Here is a 26744-nt window from a genome sequence, read left to right as displayed (position 1 = left end):
ATCAACCGCGGCCGGAGAGGATCGGCAGGGTCATCGCCTTGGCATAGTCCCGCGCGCTGGCGAGATACGCGTCATAGCTTTCGCGCACGCGTGCGACGTCCTTACTCGCCTTCGTCAGTTCGTCCTGAACCTCGTCCCAGGCGTCCTTCGCGGCAGCGGTCACGTCATCGGGAAGGTTCTTGAACGTCACCCCATCGGCCTTGAGAGAGGCCATCGCCTGTGCGTTGAAATAGTCGAACTGGGCGTGGTTCTCGAGTGCGGCGGCGTAGGCGGCGTTCTCGCAGATCGATTGCAGATCGGCAGGCAGCTCGTCCCACGCATCCTTGTTGAAGACCACGGCCAGCCCCGCGCCCGGCTCGGTCATGGCGGGCAGGTAGCACAGTTTGGTGATCTTTTGCAGCCCGAACGCCTGATCGAGCATGGGGCCGACCCATTCGGCGGCGTCGATCGCGCCCGATTGCAGCGATTGGAAAATCTCGGGCGGGGGCATCAGAACGGCGTTGACGCCGAGCTTGCGGAACACCTCTCCGCCGAGACCGGCGATGCGCATGTCGAGGCCTTGCAGATCGTCGAGGCTGTTGACCTCGTTCTTGAACCAGCCGGCGCTTTGCGTGCCGGAATTGCCCGAATAGAACGGCTTGAGCCCGCGCTGGGCATAGATATCGTCCCAGATCTCCTGCCCGCCGCCCCATTTAAGCCAGGACACCTGCTCGCCCGCCGTCATGCCGTAGGGCACGGCGGTGAACCAGTGCAGGGCCGGGTTCTTGCCTGCGGCGTAATACGTCGGCCCGTGCCCGACCGGCGCGTTGCCCGATTGCACCGCATCCTCAACGGCAAAAGGCGGCACCAGCTCGCCGCCGCCATAGACGGTGAAGCTCAGCCGCCCGTCCGACATGGCCGCAACCTTGTCGGCGAAGGCGGTGACGTTGGTGCCGACGCCGGGGGCGTTTTTCGGGAACGCGGTGGGTAGGTTCCACTGGATCTTGCCTTGCGCGACGGCCGGGCTGGCCAAGGGCGCTGCCGCAGCGGTCGCGCCTGCTGCGAGGAAGGTTCTGCGTTTCATGTTCACTCTCCTGGTTGGTTATCGGAAGATCAGGTCGGGCAGCCATGTGGCCAGTTCCGGCACCGCGATCAGCACGCCGAGGCCGATCAGTTGCAGGATCACGAACGGCACCACGCCGAGATAGATGTCGGTCGTCGTGATATCGCGCGGCGCGGCGGAGCGGAAATAGAAAAGCGCAAAGCCGAATGGCGGGGTGAGGAAGCTCGTTTGCAGGTTCATCGCCAGCAGCACGCCGAACCAGACAGGCGACAAATCGCTGCCGAGGATCGGCGGTCCGAGAAGCGGCACGACGATATAGATGATTTCGACCGCTTCCAGGATGAAGCCCAGCAGGAAAACGACGGCCATCACCAGCGCGAGCGCACCCCATGTGCCGCCGGGCACCGCCTCCATCATCAATTCGACCATGCGGTCGCCGCCGAAGCCTCGGAATACCAAAGCAAGCATCGATGCGGCGATGACGATACCGAAAACCATGCCGGAAACCTTGATCGTTTCGGCTACCGCGCTGGTCAGAACACCGCTCTGCGCCAGCCGCAATCCCGCAGCGAGGGTGCCGAGGGCGATGAGCGTGGCGCAGAGCATCGCGAAAAGTGCCGCATCTAGCCCCGAGAAGGACAGCAGGACTAGAACGAGCGTGCCCATTACTCCCGACGAGATGACCAGGCGCAGCCGCCGCCAGGGTCCGCGTCCGCGATAGCCCGCGAGGAACAGCGCACCGATCGCGCCAAGCCCGGCAGCTTCGGTCGTCGTGGCGATCCCCGACAGGATCGAGCCCAGTACCGACAGGATGAGCAGCAGGGGCGGCAGGAAACAGGCGATGATCTCGGAGCGCGTCACGTCGGAGGGAGCGCGGGGCTCAGGCGGCGTGGCGGGACGCAGTCGGACGAAGATGTAGATGGCGTAGAGCGCCACCAGCATGAGACCGGGCAGCAGCGCTCCGGCAAACAGATCGCCGACGGAAACCGGATCGGGCGCGAAATTCCCGGCCGATTGCTGCGCTTCGAGATAGGCGTTGCCGATCTGGTCGCCCAGCAGAACCAGCAGGATCGAAGGAGGAATGATCTGGCCGAGCGTGCCAGAGGCGCAGATGATGCCGCTGGCCAGCCGCGTTTCGACGCCCGCCTTGCGCATGGCGGGGAGGGCGATCAACACCAGCATGACGACCGTCGCGCCGATGATGCCGGTCGAAGCGGCGATGATCGCCGAAAACGCGAGCACCGACAGTGCCATGCCGCGGGGCGATCCGCCCAGCATCCGCGCCAGCACGCCCAGCATGTCTTCGGCAAGCCGCGAGCGTTCCAGCAGCACACCCATCAGCACGAAAAGCGGCACCGCCATCAGAAGCGGGTTCGACATCACGCCATAGACACGCGCCGGGAAGAAATTGAGGAATGTCAGGTCGAATATGCCCAGCAAACTGCCGAGCAGGGCCGTCACCAGAGGCACGCCGGCAATGGCGAGCATGGCCGGAATGCCGCTCAGGATTCCCGCGAACAGGCCGATCAGCATCAGGCCGAGGAACAGTTCCTGCGCGATCATGCGGCGTAGCGGCGCAAGACCGCGGCGATGCCCTGCAGGATGGTGAGCAGCGCGGCCAGCGGCAGCATCGTCTTGACGAGGTAGACGCCGCCCAGCCCGCCGGTTTCGACCGCGCCCTCGCGGATCGACCAGCTATAGGCCAGATCGGGCAAGAAGGCCGCCGCCATCAGCCCGAAAACCGGGATCAGGAAGACCAGCAGCGCGACCGTGTCAGCGCGCCGCAGATAGGCCGGTGAGAGCCGTTCGGAAATGACCTCGACCCGGACATGCCCATCGCGCGCCAGCGTGTAGGGGATCGCCATGATCAGGAACACCGCAAAGGCATAGCCGGCGAGGTTCTGCAATTCGATCCGGCCCGTGTCGAAGCCGAACCGCGCGATCACGATCGCAAGCACCGACAGGGTCAGCACGCCGCAGGCAAGGGCGCAGATCGCCGCCGTCGCCTGATCGAGCAGACGGCACAGCCGGAAATAGGATTTCATCGAACCGTCCCCTTCATCGCGCGCGAACCTGCCCGATCCGAAGCGCAGATGCCATAGGGCAAGACGATTTTTCGGCGCTTCGGCAATGAAATACGGGCCGGGGCGCGACGCCGGATCGCGGTTGTGCGAAGCAACCGGCATTCACCCATGCAGGAAAGGCCGTTCAACGGCATTTTCGCCGATCAATTGAAAATGAGCCTGAAATATCTGTTTACAATCTTCGCGCATTGGGTAGCAATCGGCGTTCAGAACGGCGGACCACCGCCGCGCCCGCACCAGAGGCGGGGCATGACAGGGAGAGATGACGACATGGTGCCACAATGACCGTTGCGCTGGAGGCGAAGGGGCTGACGAAGGAATTCAAGGGGTTCGTCGCCGTCAAGGATGTCGATCTTTCTGTGGAAAAGGGCACGATTCACGCGCTGATCGGCCCGAACGGCGCGGGCAAGACGACCTGTTTCAATCTTCTCACCAAGTTCCTGCAACCGACGCGCGGCACGATCACCTATGAAGGGCGCGATATCACGCGCATGAAGCCCGCGGAAATCGCGCGGCTCGGCATGGTGCGGTCTTTCCAGATCTCGGCGATCTTTCCCGATCTGTCGGTTCTGCAGAATGTGCGCGTCGCCTTGCAGCGGGCGCGCGGCGAAAGCTACGATTTCTGGCGGTCCGAAAAGCTGCTGTCGAAATTCGACGAAGAAGCGCGCGGCTATATCGACGAGGTGGGGCTTTCCGATTTCACCTCCGAACGCGCCGCGGCGCTCCCCTACGGGCGCAAGCGCGCCCTTGAAATCGCCACGACGCTGGCGCTCAGCCCCGATATGTTGCTGCTCGATGAGCCGATGGCCGGCATGGGGCGGGAGGATGTGGACCGCATCGCGAAACTGATCCGGCGGATCGCGAAAAACCGGACCGTGCTGATGGTGGAACACAATCTGTCGGTCGTCGCCGATCTGTCCGACCGGATCACCGTTCTGGCGCGCGGCGAAATCCTTGCCGAAGGCAGCTACGAGGAGATCTCCAAGGCGCCCGAAGTGATCGAAGCCTATATCGGAGCGAGCCATGACTGAATCCGACGTGCTGTTGAAGGTCAGCGATTTGCATGGCTGGTATGGCGAAAGCCACGTCTTGCACGGCATCGATTTCGAGGTCCGCGAGGGCGAGGTCGTCACGCTTCTGGGGCGCAACGGGGCCGGCAAGACATCCACGCTGCTGGCGATCATGGGCATTCTGGCCAAGCGCAGCGGGTCGGTGACGTTCCGGGGAACCGAGTTGATCGACATGCAGCCGCGCCATATCGCGCGGCTCGGAATCGCGCTTTGCCCCGAGGAGCGGGGCATCTTTTCCTCGCTCAGCGTCGAGGAAAACCTGATGCTGCCGCCGCGCATAGCCGATGGCGGGTTGAGCGTCGAGCGGATCTACGATCTTTTCCCCAACCTGCGCGAAAGGCGGTCGGGCAACCAGGGCACGAAACTGTCGGGCGGCGAACAGCAGATGCTCGCGATGGCGCGCATCCTTCGCACCGGCGCGCGGGTGTTGCTGCTCGATGAACCGACGGAGGGGCTGGCCCCGGTCATCGTGCAGCAGATCGGCCATACGATTGAGGCGCTCAAGAACGAAGGTTTCACCATCGTGCTGGTCGAACAGAACTTCCGCTTCGCGGCCTCCGTTGCCGATCGGCATTACATCGTCGATCAGGGCAAGGTCGTGGACATGATCCGGAACAATGAGCTGGAGGAGAACACTCAGAAATTGCACGATTATCTGGGTGTTTGAAGGCATTACAAAGGCGCATCCGCGCTACAACAAGGAGGAAGACAAGATGAGGAAATTCGCTATCAGCGCCGCGGCGCTTGCCGCGATGATGGGCACGCCCGTGCTGGCGCAGGATATCAACGTCAAGCTGGGCGTTCTCAACGACCGCTCCGGCGTCTATGCCGACCTGTCCGGCGAAGGCTCCGCCGTGGCCACCCGCATGGCGGTCGAGGATTTCGGCGCGGCCGAAAAGGGCATGAATGTCGAGGTCATCTCCGCCGATCACCAGAATAAGCCCGATGTCGGCTCGAACATCGCGCGCGAATGGTATGACGTGGATGGGGTCAACGCGATCATCGACGTGCCGACCTCCTCGGTGGCGCTCGCCGTGGCCGATATCACCGCCGAAAAGAACGGTGTGCTGCTCGATTCCGGTGCCGGTTCGACCGTTCTGACACGCGAGCAGTGCCAGCCGACGACCGTTCACTGGACCTATGACACCGCCGCGCTGGCCAATGGCACCGGCGGTGCCGTGACCAATGCCGGCGGCGAAAAGTGGTTCTTCCTGACCGCCGACTACGCCTTCGGTCACTCGCTCGAAGAGAACACGATGGAAGTCGTCAAGCAGAATGGCGGAGAGGTCGTGGGCTCCGTCCGCCATCCGTTCCCGTCGCAGGATTTCTCGTCCTTCCTGCTGCAGGCACAAGGTTCGGGCGCTGATGTGATCGGTCTGGCCAATGCAGGCGGCGATACCGTCAATGCGATCAAGCAGGCGTCGGAATTCGGCATCACGCAGGCCGGGCAGAAGCTGGCGGCGCTGCTCATGTTCGTGACCGATGTGCACTCGCTCGGCGCCGAAACCGCGCAGGGTCTAAACCTGACCGAAGCCTTCTACTGGGATCAGAACGATACGACCCGCGAATGGTCGGCCCGGTTCGAAGAGCAGATGGGCTCCAAGCCGACGATGGTTCACGCCGGCGCCTATTCCGCGACCATGGCCTATCTCGAAGCCGTCGAAGCAGTGGGCAGCGCCGAGGATGGCCGTGCCGTTGTCGCCAAGATGAAGGAGATGGATATCGACGATCCGCTCTTTGGAAAGACGAAGGTGCGCGGCGATGGCCGGGTGATCCACGACATGTATCTCTTTGAGGTAAAAGCGCCGGGCGAGTCCGAGGGCGAGTGGGATCTTTACAACCAGGTCTCAACCATCAGCGGCGACGACGCGTTCCTGCCGATGCTCGACGAGTGCGATTTCACCAAGAAATAAGCCGATTGCCTGGGCCGGCCCGCCAAGGGCCGGCCCAGGTCTCACGGAATATCTGAAAGACAGGGCCGAGGCATGTTCGAACTCTTAGGTATCTCTCCGCCGGTGCTGATGGGCCAGCTTTTGCTCGGGCTCATCAACGGATCGTTCTACGCGGTCCTGTCGCTCGGTCTGGCCGTCATCTTCGGCCTGCTCAACATCATCAATTTCGCGCATGGCGCGCTCTACATGATGGGCGCTTTCGTGGCCTGGATGCTGCTGAATTATGTCGGCATCGGCTACTGGCCCGCGCTCATCCTCGCGCCGATCATCGTGGGCGCGTTCGGCATCCTGCTCGAACGCACCATGCTGTCCCGGCTCTACCATCTCGATCACCTCTACGGCCTGCTTCTGACCTTCGGTCTCGCGCTCATCATCCAGGGGTTGTTTCGCAATTACTACGGTATCTCGGGGCTGCCATACCAAATCCCGGAGGTGCTTTCGGGCGGCCAGAACCTTGGTTTCATGTTCCTTCCGAACTATCGCGGCTGGGTCGTTGTGGCATCAATCATCGTGTGTTTCGGCACCTGGTTCATGATCGAGAAAACCCGCCTCGGCGCCTACCTGCGCGCAGCTACCGAAAACCCGGTGCTTGTGGGCGCGTTCGGCGTGAATGTGCCGCTGATGATCATGCTGACCTACGGATTCGGCGTCGCGCTGGCCGGGTTTGCCGGCGTGCTGGCCGCGCCGATCTATTCGGTCAATCCGAACATGGGCGCCGATCTCATCATCGTGGTCTTCGCGGTCGTGGTGATCGGCGGAATGGGCTCGATCATGGGGGCCATCCTGACAGGCTACCTGCTCGGCATCATCGAAGGGTTGACGCGGGTGTTCTATCCCGAGGGCTCGGCCGTCGTGATCTTCGTCATCATGGCCATCGTGCTGATGATAAAACCTGAAGGATTGTTCGGGAGGCCCGCCTGATGGCTATGGCAGAAAAGACAACCGCAACCGTGCCCGTCAGCCAGACGGCCGGTATGCCGCGGCTGCACAAGATCATCTTCGCCGTGCTTCTGGCGGTGCTGCTCGTGCTGCCCTTCTTCGTCTACCCGGTTTTCGCGATGAAGGTGATGTGCTTTGCGCTTTTCGCCGCCGCGTTCAACCTTCTGCTGGGGTTCGGCGGTCTGCTGTCCTTCGGGCACGCGGCTTATTTCGGCGGCGCGAGCTATGTCGCCGCCCATGCCGCCAAGGTCTGGGGGCTTACGCCCGAGCTTTCCGTGCTTTGCGGCGCCGCCGCGGCTGGTGTTCTGGGCTTTGCCATCGGCTCGCTGGCGATCCGGCGGCAGGGCATCTATTTCGCAATGGTCACGCTTGCCTTTGCGCAGATGGTTTATTTCGTCGCGTTGCAGGCTGAATTCACCGGAGGCGAAGACGGTATCCAGAGCGTGCCGCGCGGCGATCTGTTCGGCGTGATTTCGCTTCAGAACAACATCGCGCTCTATTTCTTTGTTCTGGCCGTCACCTTCGGCGGGATCCTGTTCCTCTACCGGATCGTCCATTCGCCCTTCGGGCAGGTGCTCAAGGCCATCCGGGAAAACGAACCGCGCGCGGTATCGCTGGGCTATGACGTGAACCGCTACAAGATCATCGTCTTCACCCTCTCCGCGACGATGGCGGGCGTTGCCGGCGCCACCAAGAGCCAGGTGTTCCAACTGGCCTCACTCACCGATGTGCATTGGTCGATGTCCGGAGAGGTGGTGCTGATGACCCTCTTGGGCGGCATGGGCACGATCTTCGGCCCGCTGCTCGGCGCTGGGATCATCGTGACGATGCAGAACTATCTCGCCACCTTCGGCGCATGGGTGACGATCATCCAGGGCGTGATCTTCGTGATCGGAGTTCTGGCCTTCCGCGAGGGGATCATCGGGGTGCTGTCGCGCTGGCTCAAGAAACCGCTCTAGGCGGTTTTCGCGGCCCCGCATGCGGCACGCGCCACTGGCCTTCCCGCGCATACGCCTGCGCCTCGTCGAGCGGCAGATCTCGCTCGGCTGAGCGCAGGTGTTCGAAGCCCTCCGTCGCCGCTTCGCCGCGCAGGAAATTGAGCGCGATGCGGCGCGAAGCCAGTGCGGCGGCGGCGCTGGTGCCGACGATCCGCGCACCCGAGCCGGACAGGATGCCGATCGAGGGGATGCCCGGCCGGAAAGCGTCCTGATCCGAAACTGCGCACGCGATCGGTGCCTCCAGCCCGACAAGGGCACGCCCCTCGGCGCGCACGTCAAGTGACGCGCTGCCGCTATAGGACGCGGGTTTGCCGCTGCCTTGCACATATCCCGCCACGCGAAACACCGATGGGGCGGTGCCGATCCCGTTCAGGCAGCCATAGCCGCGCACGGGCCGAAGCGGCGGCGGATCGAGCGGGCGCGGCGGGGCAGGGCGCTCAAGATCGACAAGATAGCTTTGCTGCCCGCCGGTGCCGAGCTGCGTCGGATCGTCATCGCGCTGGACCCAGATATCGAGACATTGGCCATCTTCCAGCGGGGTGCCGGCCATGTCGATGGTGATGGTCCATAGGCCCGATGGCGCGCGCCGGGATATATGAGCCGACGGCGCGGTCGGGATCAGCGCCAGCAACACCCGCCAGCGATTGCCCTGGTGCTTGTCGGCGGAAAGCTGGCCTATATTGCCCTCCGGCATCTCGAGCTCCGTGAACCGGCGCGGATCGCCGCCGGTCAATTCCGGATCCGGCGAAATCTCCATCGTCCCGCAGCCGGAAAGCGTCACGCCATGCGGCGGGCTGACCGTCACGCGCCAGCCGTCCGGTTCGAAGCCAAGCGGGAGCCAGATTTCAAGATAGCTCGATGTCCGGTCATTCGGCTTGACCTGCCATCCGAACGCGTGCCGCCCTTCGGCGGCATCCTTCGCGCCGAAATGGGCGTGCATTCGGTTCGAGAAATTGTTTCCCGTGGGCATGACGAGTTCGGTCAGAGGTTGCGCCTCCTTCCGCCTCGAAACGAGGCTTTCGACAGCCCGCTCGAAACTCGATTGCCCATCATGCCGGTTCGCGCTCCAGCCATAGCTGAAATTGACCACCAGCGGCAATTCGGGGCTATCGCAAGCCTGCGCGATCATGCGGGCGCGGTGAAAGACATATTCCACGGCGCTGAGCATCATCATTTCCTTGCCGAAACCGGACGTGTCCCAGGCGATGGTATTTGGCAGCTGAACCGCGATGATCGCCGCGTCATCGGGCAGGTGCGGAGCTTCCGTCCGAATGTCGTTCCCGGCGGCCAGCCCCATAATATGCGCGCCGTGACTGGCGTGATGGGCCAGCACCGTGCCAAGCTCGGGCAGATCGCGGTCCACCGCCCCGGCGGCGCGATAGGCGGCCGGCTCCCGAACGCCATGCGCGTTGTGCAGATCGTCGATCTCGCGGTTCGTCAGTTCCCGGCCAAACGGAACGGCGGCAGCCTGCGCGCCGCGTGCGGCCTGCAGCCAGCAGAAGGCGATGCGGCTATGGCCATCCCGGTCCCGAAAAGCGCGATGCAGGAATGGAATGGCATCGTCGATCACGCCGATGATCGCCTTTGGCCGGCGTTTCGGCGGCCTCCAGCCGCCTGGCCGGGCCGATGGATCGTAATGGCCGGTCCAGGTCGCATCGGCGAGCGGCATGCTCAGCCGATATCGCGCGCCGGGCAAGGCTTCCAGGATGCGGGCGATGCGCGTATCGCCTATGGACGGGCCGAACGGCTCGGCCAGATCGCGCATGGCGAAGGGGGTGATCTCGGGCGCCTCGCTCCAGAGCGGCGGCACCCTAACATCGACCGTGTCGCTGCTCTCAACCCTGCCGCGCCCTTCCATCAGCGCGGTGATATGGCTCGACGGTCCGCTGCGGATGGCGGGAAAGGCGAAGGGGCGGCCTAGCTCTTCGGAGAAGATCCAGCGCTCGTACGGGCCGGTATAGCTGTCGATCCGCTGCCCCTCGGGACGTTCGCGAAACATGGCCTAAACCCCCTGCGCTTCGCCAAGCGCTTCGGCCCAGAGCCACGAAAAGGTCTGCTTCGCTTCCAGTTGAAACGCCTCACCATCCGGCTTGAGCCCCGCATCCGCGGCCTTGTCGGGGTCGCGATAGTCATCGTCGAAGAAATCACGGTTTTCGGGCGCATAGATCATCGGCGTTGCCTCCGCCTCGACGCCGCAGCGGTTCAGCACGACCGTTCCGACGACCCGGCCAAGCGCGGCACCGGCCCAGCTGTCGATGGGGTAATGCACCCCGGCCACCGTGCGGTTCACCGCGATCCGCTCGGCCAGGGCGCGCAGCGTGCCAAGCCGTTCCGGCCCGTCAGACAGGCTTTTCCACGCGCCCACCAGCGCTTCGAGGACCGTCAGGACGGCATAGGCTTCGGTCGCATGAGCGGATGGGAAACTGCCATGTCCCGGCGTCGGGATCATCGGCATGATCCGCGCATCGAGCTGATCGGGGCGGCGCACGGCCAGATGGCCCTTGACGATCATCGCGGTATGCGCAGCGGCGACCTGCGTTGCGGTGATGAGTTCGAAACTTCTGGCATTCTGCGCACTGTGCAGCCCCAGCAGCATTGCGAAATACGCCGTCGGAAAGCCCAGTTGCGAAGTGATCTCTGCCGTGCGTTCGGCCCGCAAGGCGCCATAATCGGTGACATAGGCGCATTGCTTGCGCAAAAGGTCGGGTTTCGGGCGATGCAGGGTGAGGCTCGTCTTGCCGTCGAACGCCAGCGCAACCTGCGCCGGGGCATCGCAGCTTGCCTCTTGCGCTTCGGCGGAAATGCCGGCCAGAAATTCGCTGACGTAAAGCGAGCCGCGCACCCATGTCGCCATCCCGTCCAGGGTGTCGGGGCTGGAGAAGGGCAGTTCCTTGTCGTTCGGGGTGGCTCCGGCTTCGGTCAGATGGCGCAGCCCCTCGGCGGTTGTCTGCAGCCCGTGCGTTGTCATCGGGTCGTAGCCGCCGGGATCCTGCGCGCCCAGGAATCCGCCGAGGCCGGTGAAATTGGTGCCGCCGCCAAAGCCACCGAAACCGCCGAACCCCCCGAATCCGCCAAATCCTCCGAACCCCCCGAACCCGCCATATTGTGCCATTGCCATGCTCCTTAAGGTAAATTCAGGTTATGCCCGCCTCGGAAAGCGCCGTAATCACCAGCTGGCCCGTCTTGCTGCCTGCCGACGGGTGGGTGCGGCGGTAATCGTCGAGGCTGAAATCGGGAAAGCGGCGCTGCAATTCGCTCGCCGTGCGGCGCGCCTCGTCGCCGCGATCGAGAGCGTGCAGGGCGGCAATACGCGAGCGCAACGTCGAGATATGCCGGTCATTCGCCGCCAGCGAGCGGTCCGCCAGTTCCAGCGCCTCCTCGTATTCGCCGCCCGCCAGATGCGCCGAACTGGCAAGGCTGTCGAAATAATATCCGAACGGATCCACGGGCGACAGATCGCGGGCCATGCGCGTCGCGCGGATCGCCGATCGCCCCTCGTCGCGAAACGCCATGAGCGAGCCGCGCAAAAGCCATGCGAGGCTTTCGCTCGGGTTGATGTCCTGCGCCGCCGCGTAGCGTTGCTCGGCGACCGTCATGTTCTTGAGAATGTTGCCGTTGAGAAACCCGTCTATCGTCAGCGCAAAACTGGAATGGGGATCGAGATCGAGCGCGCGCGCAGTGCAATCGAGCGCGCGCCGCGTGTCGCTGTCCCGGTCGGTGCTGTAATTCTTGAAAACGCTCAGCACATACCATTTGCCCAGCCACGCCAACACGTTGGCATTGTTCGGCGCACGCCCCACCGCTTCGTCCAGAAGCTGCCGCGCGCGCAGGAAATCCCCCAGCCCCGGCAGGTGCATCGCCGTTGCGCCGCCGATCAGCAGCTTGTGGTCGGGCAGATCGGGCAGCGCCGTTTGCCGGCCCAGATGCAACGCCGTTTCAGCGATCGAGCGGCCCACCGATTGCACCACATTGACAAGCCATTCCGACGCGGCCTGCCCGAAGCCGTCGGTGCGGCAGGACATATGGCGGTTCCAGAGCAGGGTGCCGCCGTGGATGTCCGTCAGATCGATATCGGCAACGATCCTGCCGCCTTGCCGGCGCAGGGTTCCGGTGAGCAGGTAATCCACATCCAGCGTATCGCGCACCTCGCCGATATCGACGAACCGTTGCGAGATCGCGCGCCCGGAAAGATGCGAGATCACCGATAGAAGACTCGAGCGCGACATCATGCGCAGCGTCTCTTCGGCGATCCAGTCGCCGGCAATCGCCAGATCGGCATCGCCGGGTGGAACTGTCAGGGGCAGGGCGCAGACGCGGGGCCGGATGCGCGCCGGGCCGATCTTGCGCGCGATGACGCAAAGCGCCTTGGCCGGGGCCGGATCGCGCCGGATCGCGTCGCGCCATGCGACGAAGCCGGGCTCGCGCACATGCAGATCGTCGAGGAACGGCCCGTCCGACGGATCTCCGGTGACCCGGACGTGCCGCATGTCGAGCTCGATTTCCTGATTGGAGACGGTCAGGATCGCATCGAAGGCCGGCCCGAGCCGTTTGCGAAGATCCGACAGTGCCCGGCGCAGGTTCTGATGGCCGCTTTCGTAATCGGCCAACCCCCAGAGCGTTTCCTGCAGGAACGCGCGCGAGCGGCGGTGCAGCGGGGCCGTTACGAGAAGGGCGAACAGCGCGCGGTGCTTGATCCCGGTGATCTCCAGATCCACGGGGTCATCGCCCCGCGCCGCGACAACACGCAGGATACAGGAGCCGAATAACGATATCTCGAGCCTCGCGGCCAAACCTGCATCCTCCCTTACCTTGGGTTATGCTATCCGCCAAAGCGCGATGAACCAAGCGCTTCACACTGTTTTCACAGTAAAAACGCGCCCCGTTTTGATAGGCTGGGCGGGATCGGTTCGAGGAGTGTGACGGTTATGCCGGACGAGGAAACGCCGCGGCCCATCGCGGACGCGGTGGATTTTTACAGCCGGTGGCCGAGGTTGCGCGCCCGTGCCCATGTGCTGATCGACAGCCAGGACAATCGCGAGGATGCCGAATTGCTGCGCTGGATGGTACGGCTGATCGATATGCTGGGCCCGAACGACATTCACCCGCGACGCTGACGCCGAGCGGCCCTAGCTGACCGATTTGCGCACCATGTCCCAGTAGATTGCCTCGACCTCGCCCTGCGACAGCCGCCCGCCGCTGCGATACCAGGTGTTCACCCCGGTCAGCATCGCGATGATCGCAAGCGCGGCGATCTTGGTGTCCGGAACGGTGAACCGGCCGGCCTGTCGCCCCTCCCGCAGGATCGCCTCCAACGCTGCTTCATAGCGCCGCCGCAGCTCTTCGATCACGGTGAAATTCTCTTCGGTCAGGTTGCGAAGCTCCATGTAGGAGATGAAGACCGCCTCGGCCCGTTCAAGGTGAAACCGGATATGAAACCGCGTGAAGGCTTCGAGACGCTGCTCGGGCGGCCCCAAGAACCGTTCCGCCTCGAAGGCGGCAAGCAAGTCGTCCATATGCCCCTTCAGCAGGCTGAACAGGAGCGATTGCTTGTCGGGCGTGTAATTGTAAAGCGCGCCGGCCTGTACGCCGACGGCCCGCGCGATCTGGCGCATCGATACCGCGGCATAGCCATGACGCGCGAAAAGCGACAGCGCGGCGGCGCGGATGCGGGGGCGGGTGATATCGGCATGGGATCCTGTCGTGCGCGCCATGCGCGGCAGGGTATCTGAACGCCCGTTCAAATCAAGCGCGGTTGCGCGCGGCGCATCGCTGCGGCATGACTGTGCCAGCAAGGAGCGAAGCCGATGTGGCGTGCAGCATTGATCGCGGTGGCGGCCCTGACGGCCTGCGCCGAATTTCCGCAGGTCGATACCGCCTTGGCCGAAGGCAATCCCGATCTGGACTATCCCGATCTTCTGCCCTTCGAGCGATTGCTTGACGGCGCGCCGCCCCGGCTCGATCCGGCCGAGGATGAGAACTTGCGCGCGCGCGCCGACGCCGTGCGCGCCCGTGCGGACAACCTGCGCGGCCCGGTGATCGAGCCGGAAACGCGCGGGCGGATGGAAGACGGCGTAACCCCGCGCTGAGCCGCCCGTTGCAGCCGCCGGGACAAGGCGCTATTGCGAGCCGGAATTACGCCCGTTTCTCGAAAGGATGCCCCGATGACCGAACCTCTGCGCCTTGGAATTGCCGGTCTGGGAACGGTCGGGGTGGGGGTCGTCAAGATCGTGCGCCAGAAGGCTGCTCTGCTCGAGGCGCGCGGCGGACGGCCGATCCGCATTTCCGCCGTCTGCGCGCGCAGCAGGGTCAAGGATCGCGGCGTATCGCTCGACGGGTATGATTGGGAAGACGATCCGGTCGCGCTCGCGCAGCGCGACGATGTGGATGTTTTCGTCGAACTGATGGGCGGCAGCGACGGGCCAGCCAAGGCCGCGACCGAGGCGGCCTTGCGCGCCGGCAAGGATGTCGTCTCCGCCAACAAGGCGCTTCTGGCACATCACGGCCAGGCGCTTGCCGAAGCGGCGGAAGCATCGAATGTCGTGCTCAGGTTCGAAGCGGCGGTCGCGGGCGGTATCCCGGTGGTCAAGGCGCTGACCGAAAGCCTTGCCGGCAACGACATCAACCGGATCATGGGCGTCATGAACGGCACCTGCAATTACATCCTGACACGGATGGAATCGGCCGGGCTGAGCTATGAGGAGGCCTTTGCCGAAGCCGATGGGCTGGGCTATCTCGAAGCCGATCCCGAACTCGATGTGGGCGGGATCGATGCGGGCCACAAGCTGTCTTTGCTCGCCTCCATCGCCTTCGGCACGCAAGTCGCGTTCGATGCGGTCGAGCTTGAAGGGATCGGCCGGGTGAGCATCGAGGATATCCGACAGGCTGCCGGAATGGGCTACAAGGTCAAACTGCTCGGCGTCTGCCGGATGACGGGGCGCGGGCTGGAGCAGCGCATGTCGCCCTGCCTTGTGCCTGCCAGTTCTCCGCTCGGGCAGCTCGATGGCGGAACCAACATGCTTGTCATCGAGGGAGATCAGGTCGGCCAGATCGTCATGCGTGGCGCGGGCGCCGGCGAGGGGCCGACGGCCAGCGCCGTCATGGGCGATATCATCGACATCGCGCGCGGCACACGTGTGACGACCTTCGGGCAGCCGTCGCATAGCCTCGTTCAGGCCACCCCGGCCCGCGCCGGCGCGGCCGCGCCCTACTATCTGCGCCTCACGCTGCTCGACAAACCGGGCGCGTTGGCCAAGGTGGCGGCGGTGCTGGGTGAGGCGGGCGTTTCCATCGACCGGATGCGCCAGCGTAGCCACGACAAGGAAACCGCGCCGGTGCTTATCGTCACGCACAAGACCACCCGCGCCGCGCTCGATACCGCGCTGGCCGCAATGGACGGAACCGGTGTGGTCCGCGACGAGCCGGTCGCCCTCAGGATCGAGAAGGTCTGACGGGGTAGCGCAATCACGCTTGTCTCGCCCCGGCGCGGCGCATAACAAACCGCAGGATTATTGCAAACTGGAGGCATTCATGCCCGATCGTATCGATTTCAATGACCGCATGTTGTCTCTGGGCCTCGCAAGGGTCGCCGAACAGGCGGCGATCGCCACCGTTGACCTCGTCGGCCGCGGGGATGAAAAAGCGGCCGATCAAGCGGCGGTGAACGCCATGCGCGAGCAGCTCAACCTGCTCGATATCAAGGGTGTCGTGGTCATCGGCGAAGGCGAACGCGACGAGGCGCCCATGCTCTTCATCGGCGAGGAAGTCGGCAACGGCAACGGCCCCGGCGTCGATATCGCCCTCGATCCGCTCGAAGGCACGACGCTCACCGCCAAGGACATGCCCAACGCGCTGACCGTGATCGCGATGGGGCCGCGCGGCTCCATGCTGCACGCGCCGGATGTCTACATGGACAAGCTCGCCATCGGGCCGGGTTATCCCGAAGGCGTCGTTTCGCTCGACATGCCGCCCGCTGCACGGATCGCCGAACTTGCGAAGGCCAAGGGCTGCGAGCCGCGCGACATCACCGTTTGCGTGCTCGAACGCCCGCGCCATGCCGACATGATCGACGAGATTCGCTCGACCGGTGCTTCCATCCGGCTGATCACCGATGGCGACGTGGCCGGCGTGATGCATTGCGCCGAGCCCGGCCAGACCGGGATCGACATGTATATGGGCACCGGCGGCGCACCCGAGGGCGTGCTGGCGGCCGCGGCGCTGAAATGCATGGGCGGGCAGATCTTCGGCCGTCTGCTTTTCCGCAACGACGATGAAAAATCCCGCGCCGCGAAAGCCGGGATCGCCGATCTTGACCGGGTTTATTCGCGCGACGACATGGTGACACAGGATGTCATCTTCGCCGCGACCGGCGTCACCAGTGGATCGCTCCTGCCGGGGATCAAGCGCGAGGTCGGCTATTACACGACCGAAACGCTGCTCATGCGCTCCAAGACCGGCTCGGTGCGGCGCATGACCTATCGCAACCCGCGGCAGGGCTGACGGCCGCGTGACCGGCTATCTGGGTGTCGACAGATCGCTGACCGGGCGCAGATGGATCGGCCCGACGCCCGAGGTGACGCGCCTGTCCGAAACGCTGGTGCAGCGCACCGGTCTGCCGCAGGCACTTTGCCAGACGCTCGCCCGGCTCGGCGTGTCCTGCGAGGAGGCGACGGGGTATCTGGAGCCGACCCTGCGCGCGTCGCTGCCCGATCCGCGCAGCTTGCGTGACATGGAAGCTGCCGCAGGGCGGCTTGTGCGCGCGGCGGAACACGGCGAACGGATCGCGATTTTCGCCGATTACGATGTCGATGGCGGCGCTTCTGCCGCCTTGCTGATCGATTGGCTGCGCCAGTTGAACCGCAGCGCGACCCTCTATGTGCCCGACCGGATCGATGAAGGATATGGCCCGAACGAGCCGGCCATGGCCGCGCTTGCCAAGGACCATGACCTCATCATCTGCGTCGATTGCGGAACCCTGTCGCACGGGCCCATCGCGGCGGCGAAAGGCGCCGATGTTGTCGTGCTGGATCACCATCTGGGCGGTGAAACCCTGCCCGACGCTCTCGCCGTGGTGAATCCCAACCGGCAGGACGAGGATGGCGCGCTCGGACACCTCTGTGCCGCTGGTGTGGTGTTCCTGGCTCTGGTCGAGGCAGGGAGGCAGTTGCGCGAGGCGGGGCGGCAAGGGCCGGATCTGATGAGCCTGCTCGATCTGGTGGCGCTGGCGACGGTCGCGGATGTCGCACCGCTGCGCGGCGTCAACCGCGCGCTCGTGCGGCAGGGGCTCAAGATCATGGCGCAACGCAGGCGGCCGGGGCTTGTTGCGCTTTGCGATGTCGGGCGGCTCAGCACGGCTCCGAAATCCTATCACCTCGGCTTCGTGCTCGGTCCGCGCGTCAATGCTGGCGGGCGTATCGGCAAGGCCGATCTCGGCGCGCGGCTGCTCTCGACCACCGATCCGCATGAAGCGCAGGCGATGGCCGAACGGCTCGATGCGCTCAACGCCGAGCGCCGCGAGATCGAGGAGGCGGTGCGCGCCGCCGCTTTGGAGCAGGCCGAGGCGCGCGGACTGGACGTGCCGCTCGTCTGGGCAGCGGGCGAGGGCTGGCATCCCGGCGTCGTTGGCATCGTCGCATCGCGCCTGAAGGAATTGACCAATCGCCCCGCCATCGTCATCGGGTTCGACGGCGAGGATGGCAAGGGATCGGGCCGCTCGGTCAGCGGCATCGATCTGGGCGCATCGATCCAGAAACTCGCGGCGGAAGGGCTGATCGCCAAGGGCGGCGGTCACAAGATGGCAGCGGGGCTGTCGCTCTCGCGCGCGCAACTCGAGCCTGCGATGATGCGGCTAACCGAGCTATTGGCGAAACAGGGCGCGGATCGGCTCGGCCCGATGGATCTGCGCCTCGACGGCCCGTTGATGCCCGGTGCCGCGACGCCGGAGTTGATCGACCGGATCGAAACCGCCGGACCGTTCGGCGCAGGCGCCGCAGCGCCCCGTTTCGTCTTCCCCGACATCCAGATCGGTTTTTCCAAGCGCGTCGGTGCCTCGCATCTCAAGCTCGGCTTCGGCGACGGCATCGGTGCGCGGATCGACGCCATCTCTTTCGGTGCCTTCGACGGACCGCTCGGAGCTGCGCTCGAAAACCACGGAGGCGCGCGATTCCACCTCGCCGGTCGGCTCGAAATCAACGAATGGGGCGGACGACGCAACGTGCAGCTCCGGCTCGAAGACGCCGCGCCGGTAACGACATAACCGGCGTAAGGCGCTGAATTAAAAAGATTTGTGTTGCAGTTTTTCGGCTTTGACGAAAGATTGAAAAAACCTCTGCGCAAGCCAAATTTCTGCTTGCATGGCCGCGCGGCTTTGCCTAGATACACCGCACGTCACGCGACAGTGGCCCGTTCGTCTATCGGTTAGGACGCCAGGTTTTCAACCTGGAAAGAGGGGTTCGATTCCCCTACGGGCTGCCACTTTCCTTCTCCCTCATCTTGCAAAGCGTGCCAGCCCCGGACATATCGCGGGCATGAATGATCTGTTCGATACCGGCGATATGCCTGATACCGCGCCTCGGCCGCTTGCCGACAGGCTCAGGCCGCAAAAGCTGTCCGAGGTGATCGGGCAGGCGCGTGTGATCGGGCCGGAGGCGCCGCTGACCGTGATGCTGGAGGCGGGCAGCCTTGGCTCGGTAATCTTCTGGGGGCCGCCAGGTGTGGGCAAGACGACCATCGCGCGGCTGCTGGCGGACGAGACGGATCTGCATTTCGTGCAGATCAGCGCGATCTTTTCCGGGGTGCCGGAACTTCGCAAGGTGTTCGATGCGGCCCGGCAGCGGCGCAAGGCGGGGCAGGGCACGCTTCTTTTCGTCGACGAGATTCACCGTTTCAACAAGGCGCAGCAGGACAGTTTTCTGCCGCATATGGAGGATGGCACGATCCTTCTGGTGGGGGCCACGACCGAAAACCCCTCCTTCGAGCTGAACGCCGCTTTGCTGAGCCGGGCGCAGGTGCTGATCCTGGAGCGGCTGGCGCTTTCCGATCTTGAGCGTCTTGCGCAGCGCGCGGAAATGGAGCTTGGGCGCTCGCTGCCGCTTGACGGCGCGGCGCGGGAGAACCTGCTGGAGATGGCCGATGGCGACGGACGCGCGCTGCTCAATCTGATCGAGCAGGTGATGGCCTGGAAGGTGGACGGCAAGATGGACAGCGCCGCACTCGGTCAGCGGCTGATGAAGCGCGCGGCGCAATACGACAAGTCTGGGGACGCGCATTACAACCTGATTTCCGCGCTTCACAAATCTGTACGCGGCTCCGATCCAGATGCCGCGCTTTACTGGTTCGCGCGCATGCTGGATGCGGGCGAGGATCCGCGCTATCTCGCCCGCCGCATCACCCGCATGGCGGTCGAGGATATTGGACTCGCCGACCCGCAAGCGCAGGCGGTTTGCCTGCAAGGCTGGGAGACGTTCGAGCGGCTGGGCAGCCCCGAGGGCGAATTGGCCATCGCGCAGGCGCTCGTCTATATCGCGCTCGCGCCGAAATCGAACGGGGTCTATGCCGCCTACAAGGCGGCGCGGCGGGCGGCGAAAAAGACCGGATCGCTGATGCCGCCCAAGCATATCCTCAACGCGCCGACCAAGCTTATGAAGGACGAAGGCTATGGCGCGGGCTATGCCTACGACCATGATGCCGAGGACGGGTTTTCCGGGCAGGATTATTTTCCCGAGGAGATGGGGCGCACGGAATTCTACGCCCCCGTCGAACGCGGCTTCGAGCGCGATCTGAAAAAGCGGCTGGAGTATTTCGCGCGGCTGCGCGCCAAGCGGCAAACTTGACTCTGCCGTTCGCCCGCGCGACAGACCGCGCATGGTTCAGACCCTGTCTCTAGTGGCCCTCGGAGGGGCAATCGGCGCCAGCCTGCGCTATCTTGCGGGCCTTGGCGTGACGCGTCTTGCCGGGCAGGGAGAGTTTCCGCTCGCGATCCTGACGGTCAATATCGTCGGATCGGTCCTGATGGGCGTGTTCGTGGTGGCCGCGGCGGAGCGCGGGCTGGCGCATTTGTCGCCGTTCGTGATGACCGGCGTTCTGGGGGGCTTCACCACTTTCTCCGCCTTCTCGCTGGAGACGATGACCCTGATCGAGCGGGGGGCCTTTGGACCCGCGCTGCTCTATGTCGCGTTATCGGTGGGGCTGTCGGTGGGCGGTCTGGCAATCGGCCTGATGGCCGCAAGGAGTGTTTTCGCATGAGCCGCGTTCAGACCATCACCATCGGGCCAAGCGATGCCGATCAGCGCATCGACCGCTGGCTCAAGCGGCTGTTTCCGCATCTGGCGCAGGGGCGGATCGAGAAGATGTGCCGTAAGGGCGAATTGCGCGTGGATGGCGGGCGGGTCAAGGCGAATACGCGGCTGGCGACCGGGCAGGAGGTGCGCATCCCGCCACTGCCCGAACCCGGTGAGGTCACGTCCGCCCCGAAACCTGCCGTCTCGGACAAGGATGCCGAGATGATGAAATCGCTGGTGCTTTACCGCGATGATCACATCATCGCGCTGAACAAACCCGCTGGTCTGCCGACGCAGGGCGGCAGCAAGCAGATCCGCCATATTGACGGGCTGTCCGAGACGCTGACCTTCGGCTCTGACGAGAAACCGCGCCTCGTGCACCGGCTCGACAAGGACACGTCGGGCGTTCTGCTTCTGGCGCGCACGCGGGCGGTGGCTGGGGCGCTGACGCAGGCGTTCCGCGCGCGCGAGACACGCAAGATTTACTGGGCGGCGGTGGCCGGCGTGCCGGTTCCTCAGATGGGCACGATCAAGTTCGGTCTGGTCAAGGCCCCCGGCCATGGCGCTGGCGGCGAGAACGAAAAGATGCGCTGTTTGCATCCCTCCGATGTCGCACGCACCGAAGGCGCGAAGCACGCAACCACCGATTACGCGGTCCTCAGCGCGCTGGGCAAACGCGCCGCGTGGGTGGCGATGGTGCCGATCACCGGGCGCACGCATCAGTTGCGCGCGCATATGTCGGAACTGGGGCACCCGATCATCGGAGATGGCAAATACGGCGGCTCGGGACAGGAAAACCTCGGCGATGGATGGGGTGCGATGCTGGGCGGCGCGATGAGCCGCAAACTTCATCTTCATGCACGATCCATTTCGCTCGGACACCCCGTCACCGGCGCGCGGCTGCACATTACCGCGCCGCTGCCCGAGCATATGCAGCGGACTTGGGATTTCGTGCAATGGAACGCGGGCGACGTGCCGGCCGATCCGTTCGAAGACCTCGATTGACGCACCGCACCGCAATTCCCGCGATCTGGAAAGAGGCTGATATGAGCGAATGGGCTCCCAAACGGTTCTGGACCAAGGCCGAGACCACACAAACCGAAAGCGGCTTTGGCATCCTGCTGGACGGGCGGCCCGTGCGCACGCCGGCCAAGGCGCTGTTGCATGTCCCGAGCCACGCGCTGGCAGAGAAGATCGCGGCGGAATTCGACGCTCAGGGCGATAAGATCGATCCCGGAACGATGCCCTTCACCCGCACCGCGAATTCGGCCATCGACAAGGTTGTGCCGCAGCACGGAGCTGTCGCGGATATGCTGGCCGATTATGGCGACAGCGATCTTCTGTGCTATCGCGCCGACGCGCCCGAGGCTCTTGTCGCGCGGCAGGAGCGCGCCTGGGATCCGCTGCTGGACCGCGCGGCGGCGGAGCTGAACGCCCGTCTGGAGCCGCGCACCGGCGTGATGCACCGCCCGCAGGATCCGCAAGCGCTCGAAACCCTGCGGCGCAGGGTGCACGAGCTCTCGCCGTTCGACCTCGCTGCGTTTCACGATCTGGTGTCCCTGAGCGGATCGCTGATCATCGGTTTCGCGGCGAGGCTGCATTGGCTCCCGATGGAGGAGCTTTGGGCGATTTCACGACTGGACGAAATTTGGCAGGAAGAACAATGGGGCAGGGACGAAGAAGCCGCGCGGATGGCGCAGATCAAGAAAGACGCGTTCTTGCATGCAGGGAAATTTGCGGATTTGATCCCGCGTGAAAATTCGGCTTGACGTACCGTCAATCCCCGGGCGCACGCGAAAAAAGCCGCTAATAAGCTTGACCTGAAAGATTGAATCCTCCCAAAATCGGCTCCATCGATTGCGGGTTTGCTCCCGCTTCACCGGAATGGGCGCAAAACCGCTCATGAAAAACGCGCCCCAAGGCGCGGCACAACAGGAAGAGGTATACATGAAACAGATTGCAATCCTTGGCGCGATGACCGTGGCGGGCCTTTCGGCCGGTGCCGTATCGGCGGGCACGCTCGACGATGTGAAGGCGCGCGGCAAGCTGAATTGCGGGGTCGTGACCGGGCTTGTGGGCTTCGGTGCGCCGAATGCGAATGGTGAATGGGAAGGGTTCGACGTGTCCTATTGCCGGGCGCTCGCCGCTGCGGTTCTGGGCGATCCGACCGCCGTGGAATTCATTCCGACCACCGGCAAGACACGCTTTACCGCGCTCGCATCCGGTGAGATCGACGTGCTCGCCCGTAACACGACATGGACCTTCTCCCGCGATGTCGATCTGAAGTTCGATTTCATCGGCGTCAATTACTATGACGGTCAGGGCTTCATGGTGCCCAAGGAACTGGGCGTGTCCTCCGCCAAGGAACTTGATGGCGCGACGGTCTGTATCCAGACGGGCACGACGACCGAATTGAACCTCGCCGATTACTTCCGCAAGAACAACATCGATTACGAGCCCGTTCCCATCGAAACCAACGCCGAGGCGCAGCCGCTCTATCTCGAAGGCGCGTGCGATGTCTACACGACCGACGCATCCGGCCTTGCCGCGACACGCGCCGCGTTCGAAAATCCGGGCGATCACGTCGTTCTTCCCGAGATCATCTCCAAGGAGCCGCTTGGCCCCGCCGTGCGACATGGCGATAACGATTGGGCCGACGTGGCACGCTGGACCTTGAACGCGCTGATCGCGGCCGAGGAATACGGCGTCACCTCCGCCAATGTCGAGGATATGGCGGCGCAGGCCGGCGACAGCCCGGAAGTGAACCGCCTGCTCGGCACCGAAGGCAATCTTGGCGAAATGCTCGGCCTCGATGCCGATTGGGCCAAGCGCGCCATCGCCGCCGAAGGCAATTACGGCGAGATCTTCGAAAAGAACATCGGGGAGAATACGCCGATCGGTCTTGCGCGCGGACTCAACGCCCAATGGACCGAAGGCGGGCTTCTTTACGCACCGCCCTTCCGCTAAAATCGGGTTTCGAAAGGGCGCGGCACGGACCGCGCCCTTTCCGTTTGAATGACCTCCGGGCAAGGCACTAGAGCGGGCAAACCGCCAGCCGCATCATTCCGGGAAAACAGGGAAACACGCATGTCCACATACGCGGACCCACCGTCTCGCGCGTTCACGCCGTCGATGCTGATCAACGACAGGCGATACAGATCCTATACCTTCCAGTTCATCGCCCTTCTCCTTCTGGCATTGGCGATCGGGTATCTCGTTTCAAACCTGCTCGAAAATCTCAGGGTGGCGGGGCTGAACCTGTCCTTCGATTTCCTTGGGGAGCCGGCAGGGTATGACATCAACCAGACCCTGATCGATTACACCAGCCAATCGACGCATCTGCGCGCCTCGATGGTGGGCGTTCTGAACACGCTGCTGGTCGCGCTTCTGGGATGTGTCATGGCAACGATCATCGGCGTTGCGGTGGGCGTCCTTCGGCTCAGCAACAACTGGCTCGTGCGCAAGCTGATGTCCGGCTACGTGGAGATTTTCCGCAATGTGCCGGTGCTGATCTGGATCCTGATCGTGATGGCGGTGTTCGTCGCTGTTCTACCGCAGCCGCGCGATTTCCGGGGCGACGATGCGGAAGCGCAGATGCTCTGGGACGCCTTCGCCTTCACCGGGCGCGGCTTCTACCTGCCCAAGCCGATCTTCGCCGCGGGATCGGGGATCGTGATTACGGTATTCGCGGCTTCGATCATCGGCATCTTTGCCTATCGACGCCACGCAACGAAAACGCTGTATGACACGGGGCGGTTGCTGCCGACCTTCTGGCCCTCGGTCGCGATCTTCTTCCTGCCGACGCTTCTGGTGTTTTTCCTTCTCGGCGGGCCCATTGCGCTCGAATACCCCGAGCTCAAGGGCTTCAATTTCCGCGGCGGCATCTACATGCGCAATTCGCTGATTTCGCTTTGGTTCGCGCTCTCGATCTACACGGCGGCATTCATAGCGGAAAACGTGCGCGCCGGAATACTCGCGGTCAACAAGGGGCAAAGCGAAGCGGCCGCGTCGCTGGGCCTGCGCCCGCGCCGGATCATGAACCTTGTGATCCTGCCGCAGGCCTTGCGCGTCATCATCCCGCCTTTGATCTCGCAATATCTCAACCTGACGAAGAACAGCTCCCTGGCCATCGCCGTCGGCTATATGGACCTGACCGGCACGCTGGGCGGCATCACTCTCAACCAGACGGGGCGTGCCATCGAATCCGTTGTGCTCTTGATGCTGTTCTACCTGCTGATCTCTCTCGCCATCTCGGCGATCATGAATGTCTATAACAACGCCGTTCGGCTGAAGGAGCGTTGAGATGAGCGATACACATGCCGAATCCGTCGCCTATGTGCGCGACACGATGCTGCCCCAGCAACCGCCGCCGGCCTCCGAAGCCGGTGCGGTCAAATGGATGCGCGAGAACCTCTTTTCGGGCTGGTTCAACACGCTTCTGACCTTGGTCTCGCTCTACTTCATCTACCAGATCGTGACCGGAGCATGGCCGTGGTTCGCCAATGGCATCTGGACGGCGAGTTCGCTTGCCGAGTGCCGCGAGATCCTCGGCGGACAGACAGGGGCCTGCTTTTCGGTTCTCACGGAGCGGTGGAACCAGCTTCTGTTCGGGTTTCAATACCCGTCCGACCAATACTGGCGCCCGGTGACGGCCTTCGTTCTGCTGATCGTCGCGCTGGCCCCGGTGCTCTATCCGAAGGCGCCGCGACAGCTTCTTGTGGTCACGGCGCTTTATCCGTTCGTCGCGTTTTGGCTGATCTGGGGCGGAACGCTCCTGGCCCCGCTTGTTGCGCTGATCGGTGTGGCGGGCGGCTATGTCGCCTTCAAGCTGGTGGAGCATCAAAGCTTCGCCATGGGCGCGTTTGCAGGCCTCGTCGCTGCATTGGTGATCTGGGTGCTGGGCGGGTTCGTGTCCGGTTCCGCCGAGAACGTTCTGGCGCTCCAACCGGTGCCGTCGCGCGATCTCGGAGGTTTCATGCTCAACATGATCCTCGGCACCGTCTGCGTGTCGCTGTCGCTGCCCATCGGCATCCTGCTGGCGCTGGGGCGGCAATCCTCCATGCCAATCATCAAGTGGATCTGCGTGATCTTCATCGAGTTCATCCGCGGCGTGCCGCTCATCACGCTGCTGTTCGTCGCGAATGTGGTGCTGGCCTATTTCTTTCCGCCCGATGCCAATATCGATCTGGTGCTGCGCGTCATCATCATGATCACGATGTTCGCCTCCGCCTATATCGCCGAGGTGATCCGGGGCGGTCTGGCCGCCCTGCCGCGCGGTCAATACGAGGCCGCCGACAGCCTCGGCCTCGATTATGCGCAGGCGACGCGGCTCATCATCATGCCGCAAGCGCTGAAAATATCCATCCCCGGCATCGTCAATGTCGCCGTCGGGCTTTTCAAGGATACGACGCTGGTGTCGGTGATTTCCATGTTCGATCTGGTCGGCATGATCCGCGGGCCGATCCTCGCATCGACGGAATGGAACGGTGTCTATTGGGAGCTGTGGGGCTTTGCCGTCCTGCTCTTCTTCATCGTCTGCTTCAGCATCTCGAAATATTCACAGTGGCTGGAGCGTCAGCTCGCCACCGATCACCGTTAAGGAGGCCTGACCATGGCTCAACCCGCACAGAAGCCCGTCTCGGGCGAGGTCGCGATCCAGATCGAGAACATGAACAAATGGTATGGCGCGTTCCACGTCCTGCGCGACATCGATCTCACGGTCTACCGCGGCGAACGTATCGTCATCGCCGGCCCGTCCGGTTCGGGTAAATCCACGCTGATCCGCTGTATCAACGCGCTCGAAGAGCATCAGAAAGGGTCGATCACCGTGGACGGCACGTTGTTGTCTTCGGACGTGAAGAACATCGACAAGATCCGTTCCGAGGTCGGTATGGTGTTCCAGCATTTCAACCTGTTTCCGCATCTGACCATCCTCGAAAACTGCACGCTTGCGCCGATCTGGGTGCGCAAGATCCCCAAGCGCGAGGCCGAGGAAACCGCCATGCATTTCCTCGAAAAGGTCAAGATCCCCGAACAGGCCGACAAATATCCCGGCCAGCTGTCAGGCGGCCAGCAGCAGCGCGTGGCCATCGCGCGCTCGCTCTGCATGCGCCCCCGGATCATGCTGTTCGACGAGCCGACATCGGCGCTCGATCCGGAGATGATCAAGGAGGTTCTCGACACGATGGTCGAACTGGCCGAGGACGGGATGACCATGCTCTGCGTCACGCACGAGATGGGCTTTGCCCGGCAGGTCGCGCATCGGGTGATCTTCATGGATGCCGGTCAGATCGTCGAACAGAACGAACCCGAGGCGTTCTTCAACAATCCGCAGAACGACAGGACCAAGCTCTTCCTGAGCCAGATCCTGGGGCACTGACGCGG

Annotated in this window: 25 protein-coding genes and 1 tRNA gene; 19 read left to right on the top strand and 7 right to left on the bottom strand. The window is 63.8% G+C overall.

Going from position 1 to position 26744, the window contains the following annotated elements:
* Position 1 precedes the first annotated feature (1 nt).
* Genes M3465_RS02355 through M3465_RS02345 form a run of 3 tightly spaced genes read right to left on the bottom strand, consistent with a single transcriptional unit; the run spans position 2 to position 3228 of the window.
* Entirely contained in the window at positions 2-1063 is a 1062-nt protein-coding gene (locus M3465_RS02355; protein WP_249500097.1) for a TRAP transporter substrate-binding protein, read from the bottom strand.
* An 18-nt stretch (positions 1064-1081) separates the two neighbouring features.
* On the bottom strand, positions 1082-2605 hold the full coding sequence (locus M3465_RS02350) for a TRAP transporter large permease (protein ID WP_249500096.1): 1524 nt from the start codon (positions 2603-2605) through the stop codon (positions 1082-1084).
* Positions 2602-3228 carry a TRAP transporter small permease subunit gene (locus M3465_RS02345; protein WP_249500095.1) on the bottom strand — a complete coding sequence of 209 codons (627 nt, stop codon included), beginning with the start codon at positions 3226-3228 and terminating at the stop codon, positions 2602-2604. The genes M3465_RS02350 and M3465_RS02345 overlap by 4 nt, the downstream gene beginning before the upstream one ends.
* 179 nt (positions 3229-3407) lie before the next feature.
* On the opposite strand from M3465_RS02345, the gene M3465_RS02340 reads away from it, so the two are divergent.
* The 5 genes from M3465_RS02340 (at position 3408) to M3465_RS02320 (ending at position 8046) form a co-directional block, all read left to right on the top strand.
* Positions 3408-4157: an ABC transporter ATP-binding protein gene (locus M3465_RS02340; RefSeq protein ID WP_249500094.1), complete on the top strand. Its 750-nt coding sequence runs from the start codon at positions 3408-3410 to the stop codon at positions 4155-4157.
* On the top strand, positions 4150-4863 hold the full coding sequence (locus M3465_RS02335) for an ABC transporter ATP-binding protein (protein WP_249500093.1): 714 nt from the start codon (positions 4150-4152) through the stop codon (positions 4861-4863). Before M3465_RS02340 ends, M3465_RS02335 begins: the two co-directional genes overlap by 8 nt.
* 46 nt (positions 4864-4909) lie before the next feature.
* The gene (locus tag M3465_RS02330) at positions 4910-6109 is read left to right on the top strand and encodes an ABC transporter substrate-binding protein (protein WP_249500092.1); all 1200 of its coding nucleotides are present in this window, start codon (positions 4910-4912) and stop codon (positions 6107-6109) included.
* A gap of 72 nt (positions 6110-6181) precedes the next feature.
* Positions 6182-7069: a branched-chain amino acid ABC transporter permease gene (locus M3465_RS02325; RefSeq protein ID WP_249500091.1), complete on the top strand. Its 888-nt coding sequence runs from the start codon at positions 6182-6184 to the stop codon at positions 7067-7069.
* Positions 7069-8046, top strand: coding sequence for a branched-chain amino acid ABC transporter permease (locus M3465_RS02320; protein ID WP_249500090.1), 978 nt, complete (start codon positions 7069-7071; stop codon positions 8044-8046). Before M3465_RS02325 ends, M3465_RS02320 begins: the two co-directional genes overlap by 1 nt.
* On the opposite strand, the gene M3465_RS02315 is transcribed toward M3465_RS02320, so the two are convergent.
* The 3 genes from M3465_RS02315 to M3465_RS02305 are packed head-to-tail and all read right to left on the bottom strand — an operon-like array spanning position 8030 to position 12875.
* Positions 8030-10084, bottom strand: coding sequence for a S8/S53 family peptidase (locus M3465_RS02315; protein ID WP_249500089.1), 2055 nt, complete (start codon positions 10082-10084; stop codon positions 8030-8032). The genes M3465_RS02320 and M3465_RS02315 overlap by 17 nt on opposite strands.
* A 3-nt stretch (positions 10085-10087) precedes the next feature.
* Entirely contained in the window at positions 10088-11197 is a 1110-nt protein-coding gene (locus M3465_RS02310) for a phosphatase PAP2 family protein (RefSeq protein WP_249500088.1), read from the bottom strand.
* Between the two features lie 22 nt (positions 11198-11219).
* The gene (locus tag M3465_RS02305) at positions 11220-12875 is read right to left on the bottom strand and encodes a hypothetical protein (RefSeq protein ID WP_249500087.1); all 1656 of its coding nucleotides are present in this window, start codon (positions 12873-12875) and stop codon (positions 11220-11222) included.
* 135 nt (positions 12876-13010) lie between these two features.
* Between M3465_RS02305 and M3465_RS02300 the strand changes: the two genes are divergently transcribed.
* A complete protein-coding gene (locus tag M3465_RS02300) occupies positions 13011-13199 on the top strand; it encodes a hypothetical protein (RefSeq protein WP_249500086.1) in 189 nt (62 codons plus the stop codon).
* A 12-nt stretch (positions 13200-13211) separates the two neighbouring features.
* Here the strand turns inward: M3465_RS02300 and M3465_RS02295 are convergent, their stop codons facing one another.
* Positions 13212-13796, bottom strand: coding sequence for a TetR/AcrR family transcriptional regulator (locus M3465_RS02295; RefSeq protein ID WP_249500085.1), 585 nt, complete (start codon positions 13794-13796; stop codon positions 13212-13214).
* Between the two features lie 93 nt (positions 13797-13889).
* Here M3465_RS02295 and M3465_RS02290 point away from each other — a divergent pair, with 93 nt between their 5' ends.
* The 13 genes from M3465_RS02290 to M3465_RS02230 all read left to right on the top strand — a co-directional run bounded on the left by M3465_RS02290 (position 13890) and on the right by M3465_RS02230 (position 26739).
* Positions 13890-14171, top strand: coding sequence for a hypothetical protein (locus M3465_RS02290; protein WP_249500084.1), 282 nt, complete (start codon positions 13890-13892; stop codon positions 14169-14171).
* Between the two features lie 75 nt (positions 14172-14246).
* Positions 14247-15533, top strand: coding sequence for a homoserine dehydrogenase (locus tag M3465_RS02285; RefSeq protein WP_249500083.1), 1287 nt, complete (start codon positions 14247-14249; stop codon positions 15531-15533).
* Positions 15534-15612: 79 nt separating this feature from the next.
* Complete coding sequence (gene glpX / locus M3465_RS02280; RefSeq protein ID WP_249500082.1) at positions 15613-16581, top strand: class II fructose-bisphosphatase; 969 nt, start codon at positions 15613-15615, stop codon at positions 16579-16581.
* 7 nt (positions 16582-16588) lie between these two features.
* Positions 16589-18337 carry a single-stranded-DNA-specific exonuclease RecJ gene (gene recJ, locus M3465_RS02275; RefSeq protein ID WP_249500081.1) on the top strand — a complete coding sequence of 583 codons (1749 nt, stop codon included), beginning with the start codon at positions 16589-16591 and terminating at the stop codon, positions 18335-18337.
* A 143-nt stretch (positions 18338-18480) separates the two neighbouring features.
* Positions 18481-18555: transfer RNA gene (locus tag M3465_RS02270), tRNA-Glu, on the top strand.
* Between the two features lie 53 nt (positions 18556-18608).
* Positions 18609-19913: a replication-associated recombination protein A gene (locus M3465_RS02265; protein WP_249500080.1), complete on the top strand. Its 1305-nt coding sequence runs from the start codon at positions 18609-18611 to the stop codon at positions 19911-19913.
* Between the two features lie 31 nt (positions 19914-19944).
* Entirely contained in the window at positions 19945-20325 is a 381-nt protein-coding gene (crcB, locus tag M3465_RS02260; protein ID WP_249500079.1) for a fluoride efflux transporter CrcB, read from the top strand.
* Positions 20322-21365 (top strand): RluA family pseudouridine synthase, encoded by a 1044-nt coding sequence (locus M3465_RS02255; RefSeq protein WP_249500078.1) that lies wholly within the window; start codon positions 20322-20324, stop codon positions 21363-21365. The genes crcB and M3465_RS02255 overlap by 4 nt, the downstream gene beginning before the upstream one ends.
* A gap of 41 nt (positions 21366-21406) precedes the next feature.
* Positions 21407-22129, top strand: coding sequence for an ATP12 family chaperone protein (locus M3465_RS02250; protein ID WP_249500077.1), 723 nt, complete (start codon positions 21407-21409; stop codon positions 22127-22129).
* A 178-nt stretch (positions 22130-22307) separates the two neighbouring features.
* Positions 22308-23327 carry an amino acid ABC transporter substrate-binding protein gene (locus M3465_RS02245; RefSeq protein WP_249500076.1) on the top strand — a complete coding sequence of 340 codons (1020 nt, stop codon included), beginning with the start codon at positions 22308-22310 and terminating at the stop codon, positions 23325-23327.
* A 120-nt stretch (positions 23328-23447) separates the two neighbouring features.
* The gene (locus M3465_RS02240; protein ID WP_249500075.1) at positions 23448-24662 is read left to right on the top strand and encodes an amino acid ABC transporter permease; all 1215 of its coding nucleotides are present in this window, start codon (positions 23448-23450) and stop codon (positions 24660-24662) included.
* Between the two features lies 1 nt (position 24663).
* Complete coding sequence (locus tag M3465_RS02235) at positions 24664-25959, top strand: amino acid ABC transporter permease (protein ID WP_249500074.1); 1296 nt, start codon at positions 24664-24666, stop codon at positions 25957-25959.
* A 12-nt stretch (positions 25960-25971) separates the two neighbouring features.
* The gene (locus tag M3465_RS02230) at positions 25972-26739 is read left to right on the top strand and encodes an amino acid ABC transporter ATP-binding protein (RefSeq protein ID WP_249500073.1); all 768 of its coding nucleotides are present in this window, start codon (positions 25972-25974) and stop codon (positions 26737-26739) included.
* Positions 26740-26744 lie beyond the last annotated feature (5 nt).

Origin of the sequence: Marivita sp. GX14005 (assembly GCF_023370775.1) — a bacterium.
Taxonomy (GTDB): domain Bacteria; phylum Pseudomonadota; class Alphaproteobacteria; order Rhodobacterales; family Rhodobacteraceae; genus Marivita.
Note: the sequence above shows the minus strand (reverse complement) of the source record. Positions and strands in the feature narration are given on the sequence as shown.

Bases quoted from the DNA above. Each gene is read 5' to 3' on its own strand.
- M3465_RS02330 (WP_249500092.1), top strand. From the start codon at position 4,910: ATGAGGAAATTCGCTATCAGCGCCGCGGCGCTTGCCGCGATGATGGGC.
- M3465_RS02255 (WP_249500078.1), top strand. From the start codon at position 20,322: ATGAGCCGCGTTCAGACCATCACCATCGGGCCAAGCGATGCCGATCAG.
- M3465_RS02300 (WP_249500086.1), top strand. From the start codon at position 13,011: ATGCCGGACGAGGAAACGCCGCGGCCCATCGCGGACGCGGTGGATTTT.
- glpX (WP_249500082.1), top strand. From the start codon at position 15,613: ATGCCCGATCGTATCGATTTCAATGACCGCATGTTGTCTCTGGGCCTC.
- M3465_RS02340 (WP_249500094.1), top strand. From the start codon at position 3,408: ATGACCGTTGCGCTGGAGGCGAAGGGGCTGACGAAGGAATTCAAGGGG.
- M3465_RS02320 (WP_249500090.1), top strand. From the start codon at position 7,069: ATGGCTATGGCAGAAAAGACAACCGCAACCGTGCCCGTCAGCCAGACG.
- M3465_RS02265 (WP_249500080.1), top strand. From the start codon at position 18,609: ATGAATGATCTGTTCGATACCGGCGATATGCCTGATACCGCGCCTCGG.
- M3465_RS02325 (WP_249500091.1), top strand. From the start codon at position 6,182: ATGTTCGAACTCTTAGGTATCTCTCCGCCGGTGCTGATGGGCCAGCTT.
- M3465_RS02315 (WP_249500089.1), bottom strand. From the start codon at position 10,084: ATGTTTCGCGAACGTCCCGAGGGGCAGCGGATCGACAGCTATACCGGC.
- M3465_RS02295 (WP_249500085.1), bottom strand. From the start codon at position 13,796: ATGGCGCGCACGACAGGATCCCATGCCGATATCACCCGCCCCCGCATC.
- M3465_RS02345 (WP_249500095.1), bottom strand. From the start codon at position 3,228: ATGCCGGTTGCTTCGCACAACCGCGATCCGGCGTCGCGCCCCGGCCCG.
- M3465_RS02335 (WP_249500093.1), top strand. From the start codon at position 4,150: ATGACTGAATCCGACGTGCTGTTGAAGGTCAGCGATTTGCATGGCTGG.
- M3465_RS02230 (WP_249500073.1), top strand. From the start codon at position 25,972: ATGGCTCAACCCGCACAGAAGCCCGTCTCGGGCGAGGTCGCGATCCAG.
- M3465_RS02290 (WP_249500084.1), top strand. From the start codon at position 13,890: ATGTGGCGTGCAGCATTGATCGCGGTGGCGGCCCTGACGGCCTGCGCC.
- crcB (WP_249500079.1), top strand. From the start codon at position 19,945: ATGGTTCAGACCCTGTCTCTAGTGGCCCTCGGAGGGGCAATCGGCGCC.
- M3465_RS02250 (WP_249500077.1), top strand. From the start codon at position 21,407: ATGAGCGAATGGGCTCCCAAACGGTTCTGGACCAAGGCCGAGACCACA.
- M3465_RS02350 (WP_249500096.1), bottom strand. From the start codon at position 2,605: ATGATCGCGCAGGAACTGTTCCTCGGCCTGATGCTGATCGGCCTGTTC.
- M3465_RS02310 (WP_249500088.1), bottom strand. From the start codon at position 11,197: ATGGCACAATATGGCGGGTTCGGGGGGTTCGGAGGATTTGGCGGATTC.
- M3465_RS02355 (WP_249500097.1), bottom strand. From the start codon at position 1,063: ATGAAACGCAGAACCTTCCTCGCAGCAGGCGCGACCGCTGCGGCAGCG.
- M3465_RS02285 (WP_249500083.1), top strand. From the start codon at position 14,247: ATGACCGAACCTCTGCGCCTTGGAATTGCCGGTCTGGGAACGGTCGGG.
- M3465_RS02240 (WP_249500075.1), top strand. From the start codon at position 23,448: ATGTCCACATACGCGGACCCACCGTCTCGCGCGTTCACGCCGTCGATG.
- M3465_RS02235 (WP_249500074.1), top strand. From the start codon at position 24,664: ATGAGCGATACACATGCCGAATCCGTCGCCTATGTGCGCGACACGATG.
- M3465_RS02245 (WP_249500076.1), top strand. From the start codon at position 22,308: ATGAAACAGATTGCAATCCTTGGCGCGATGACCGTGGCGGGCCTTTCG.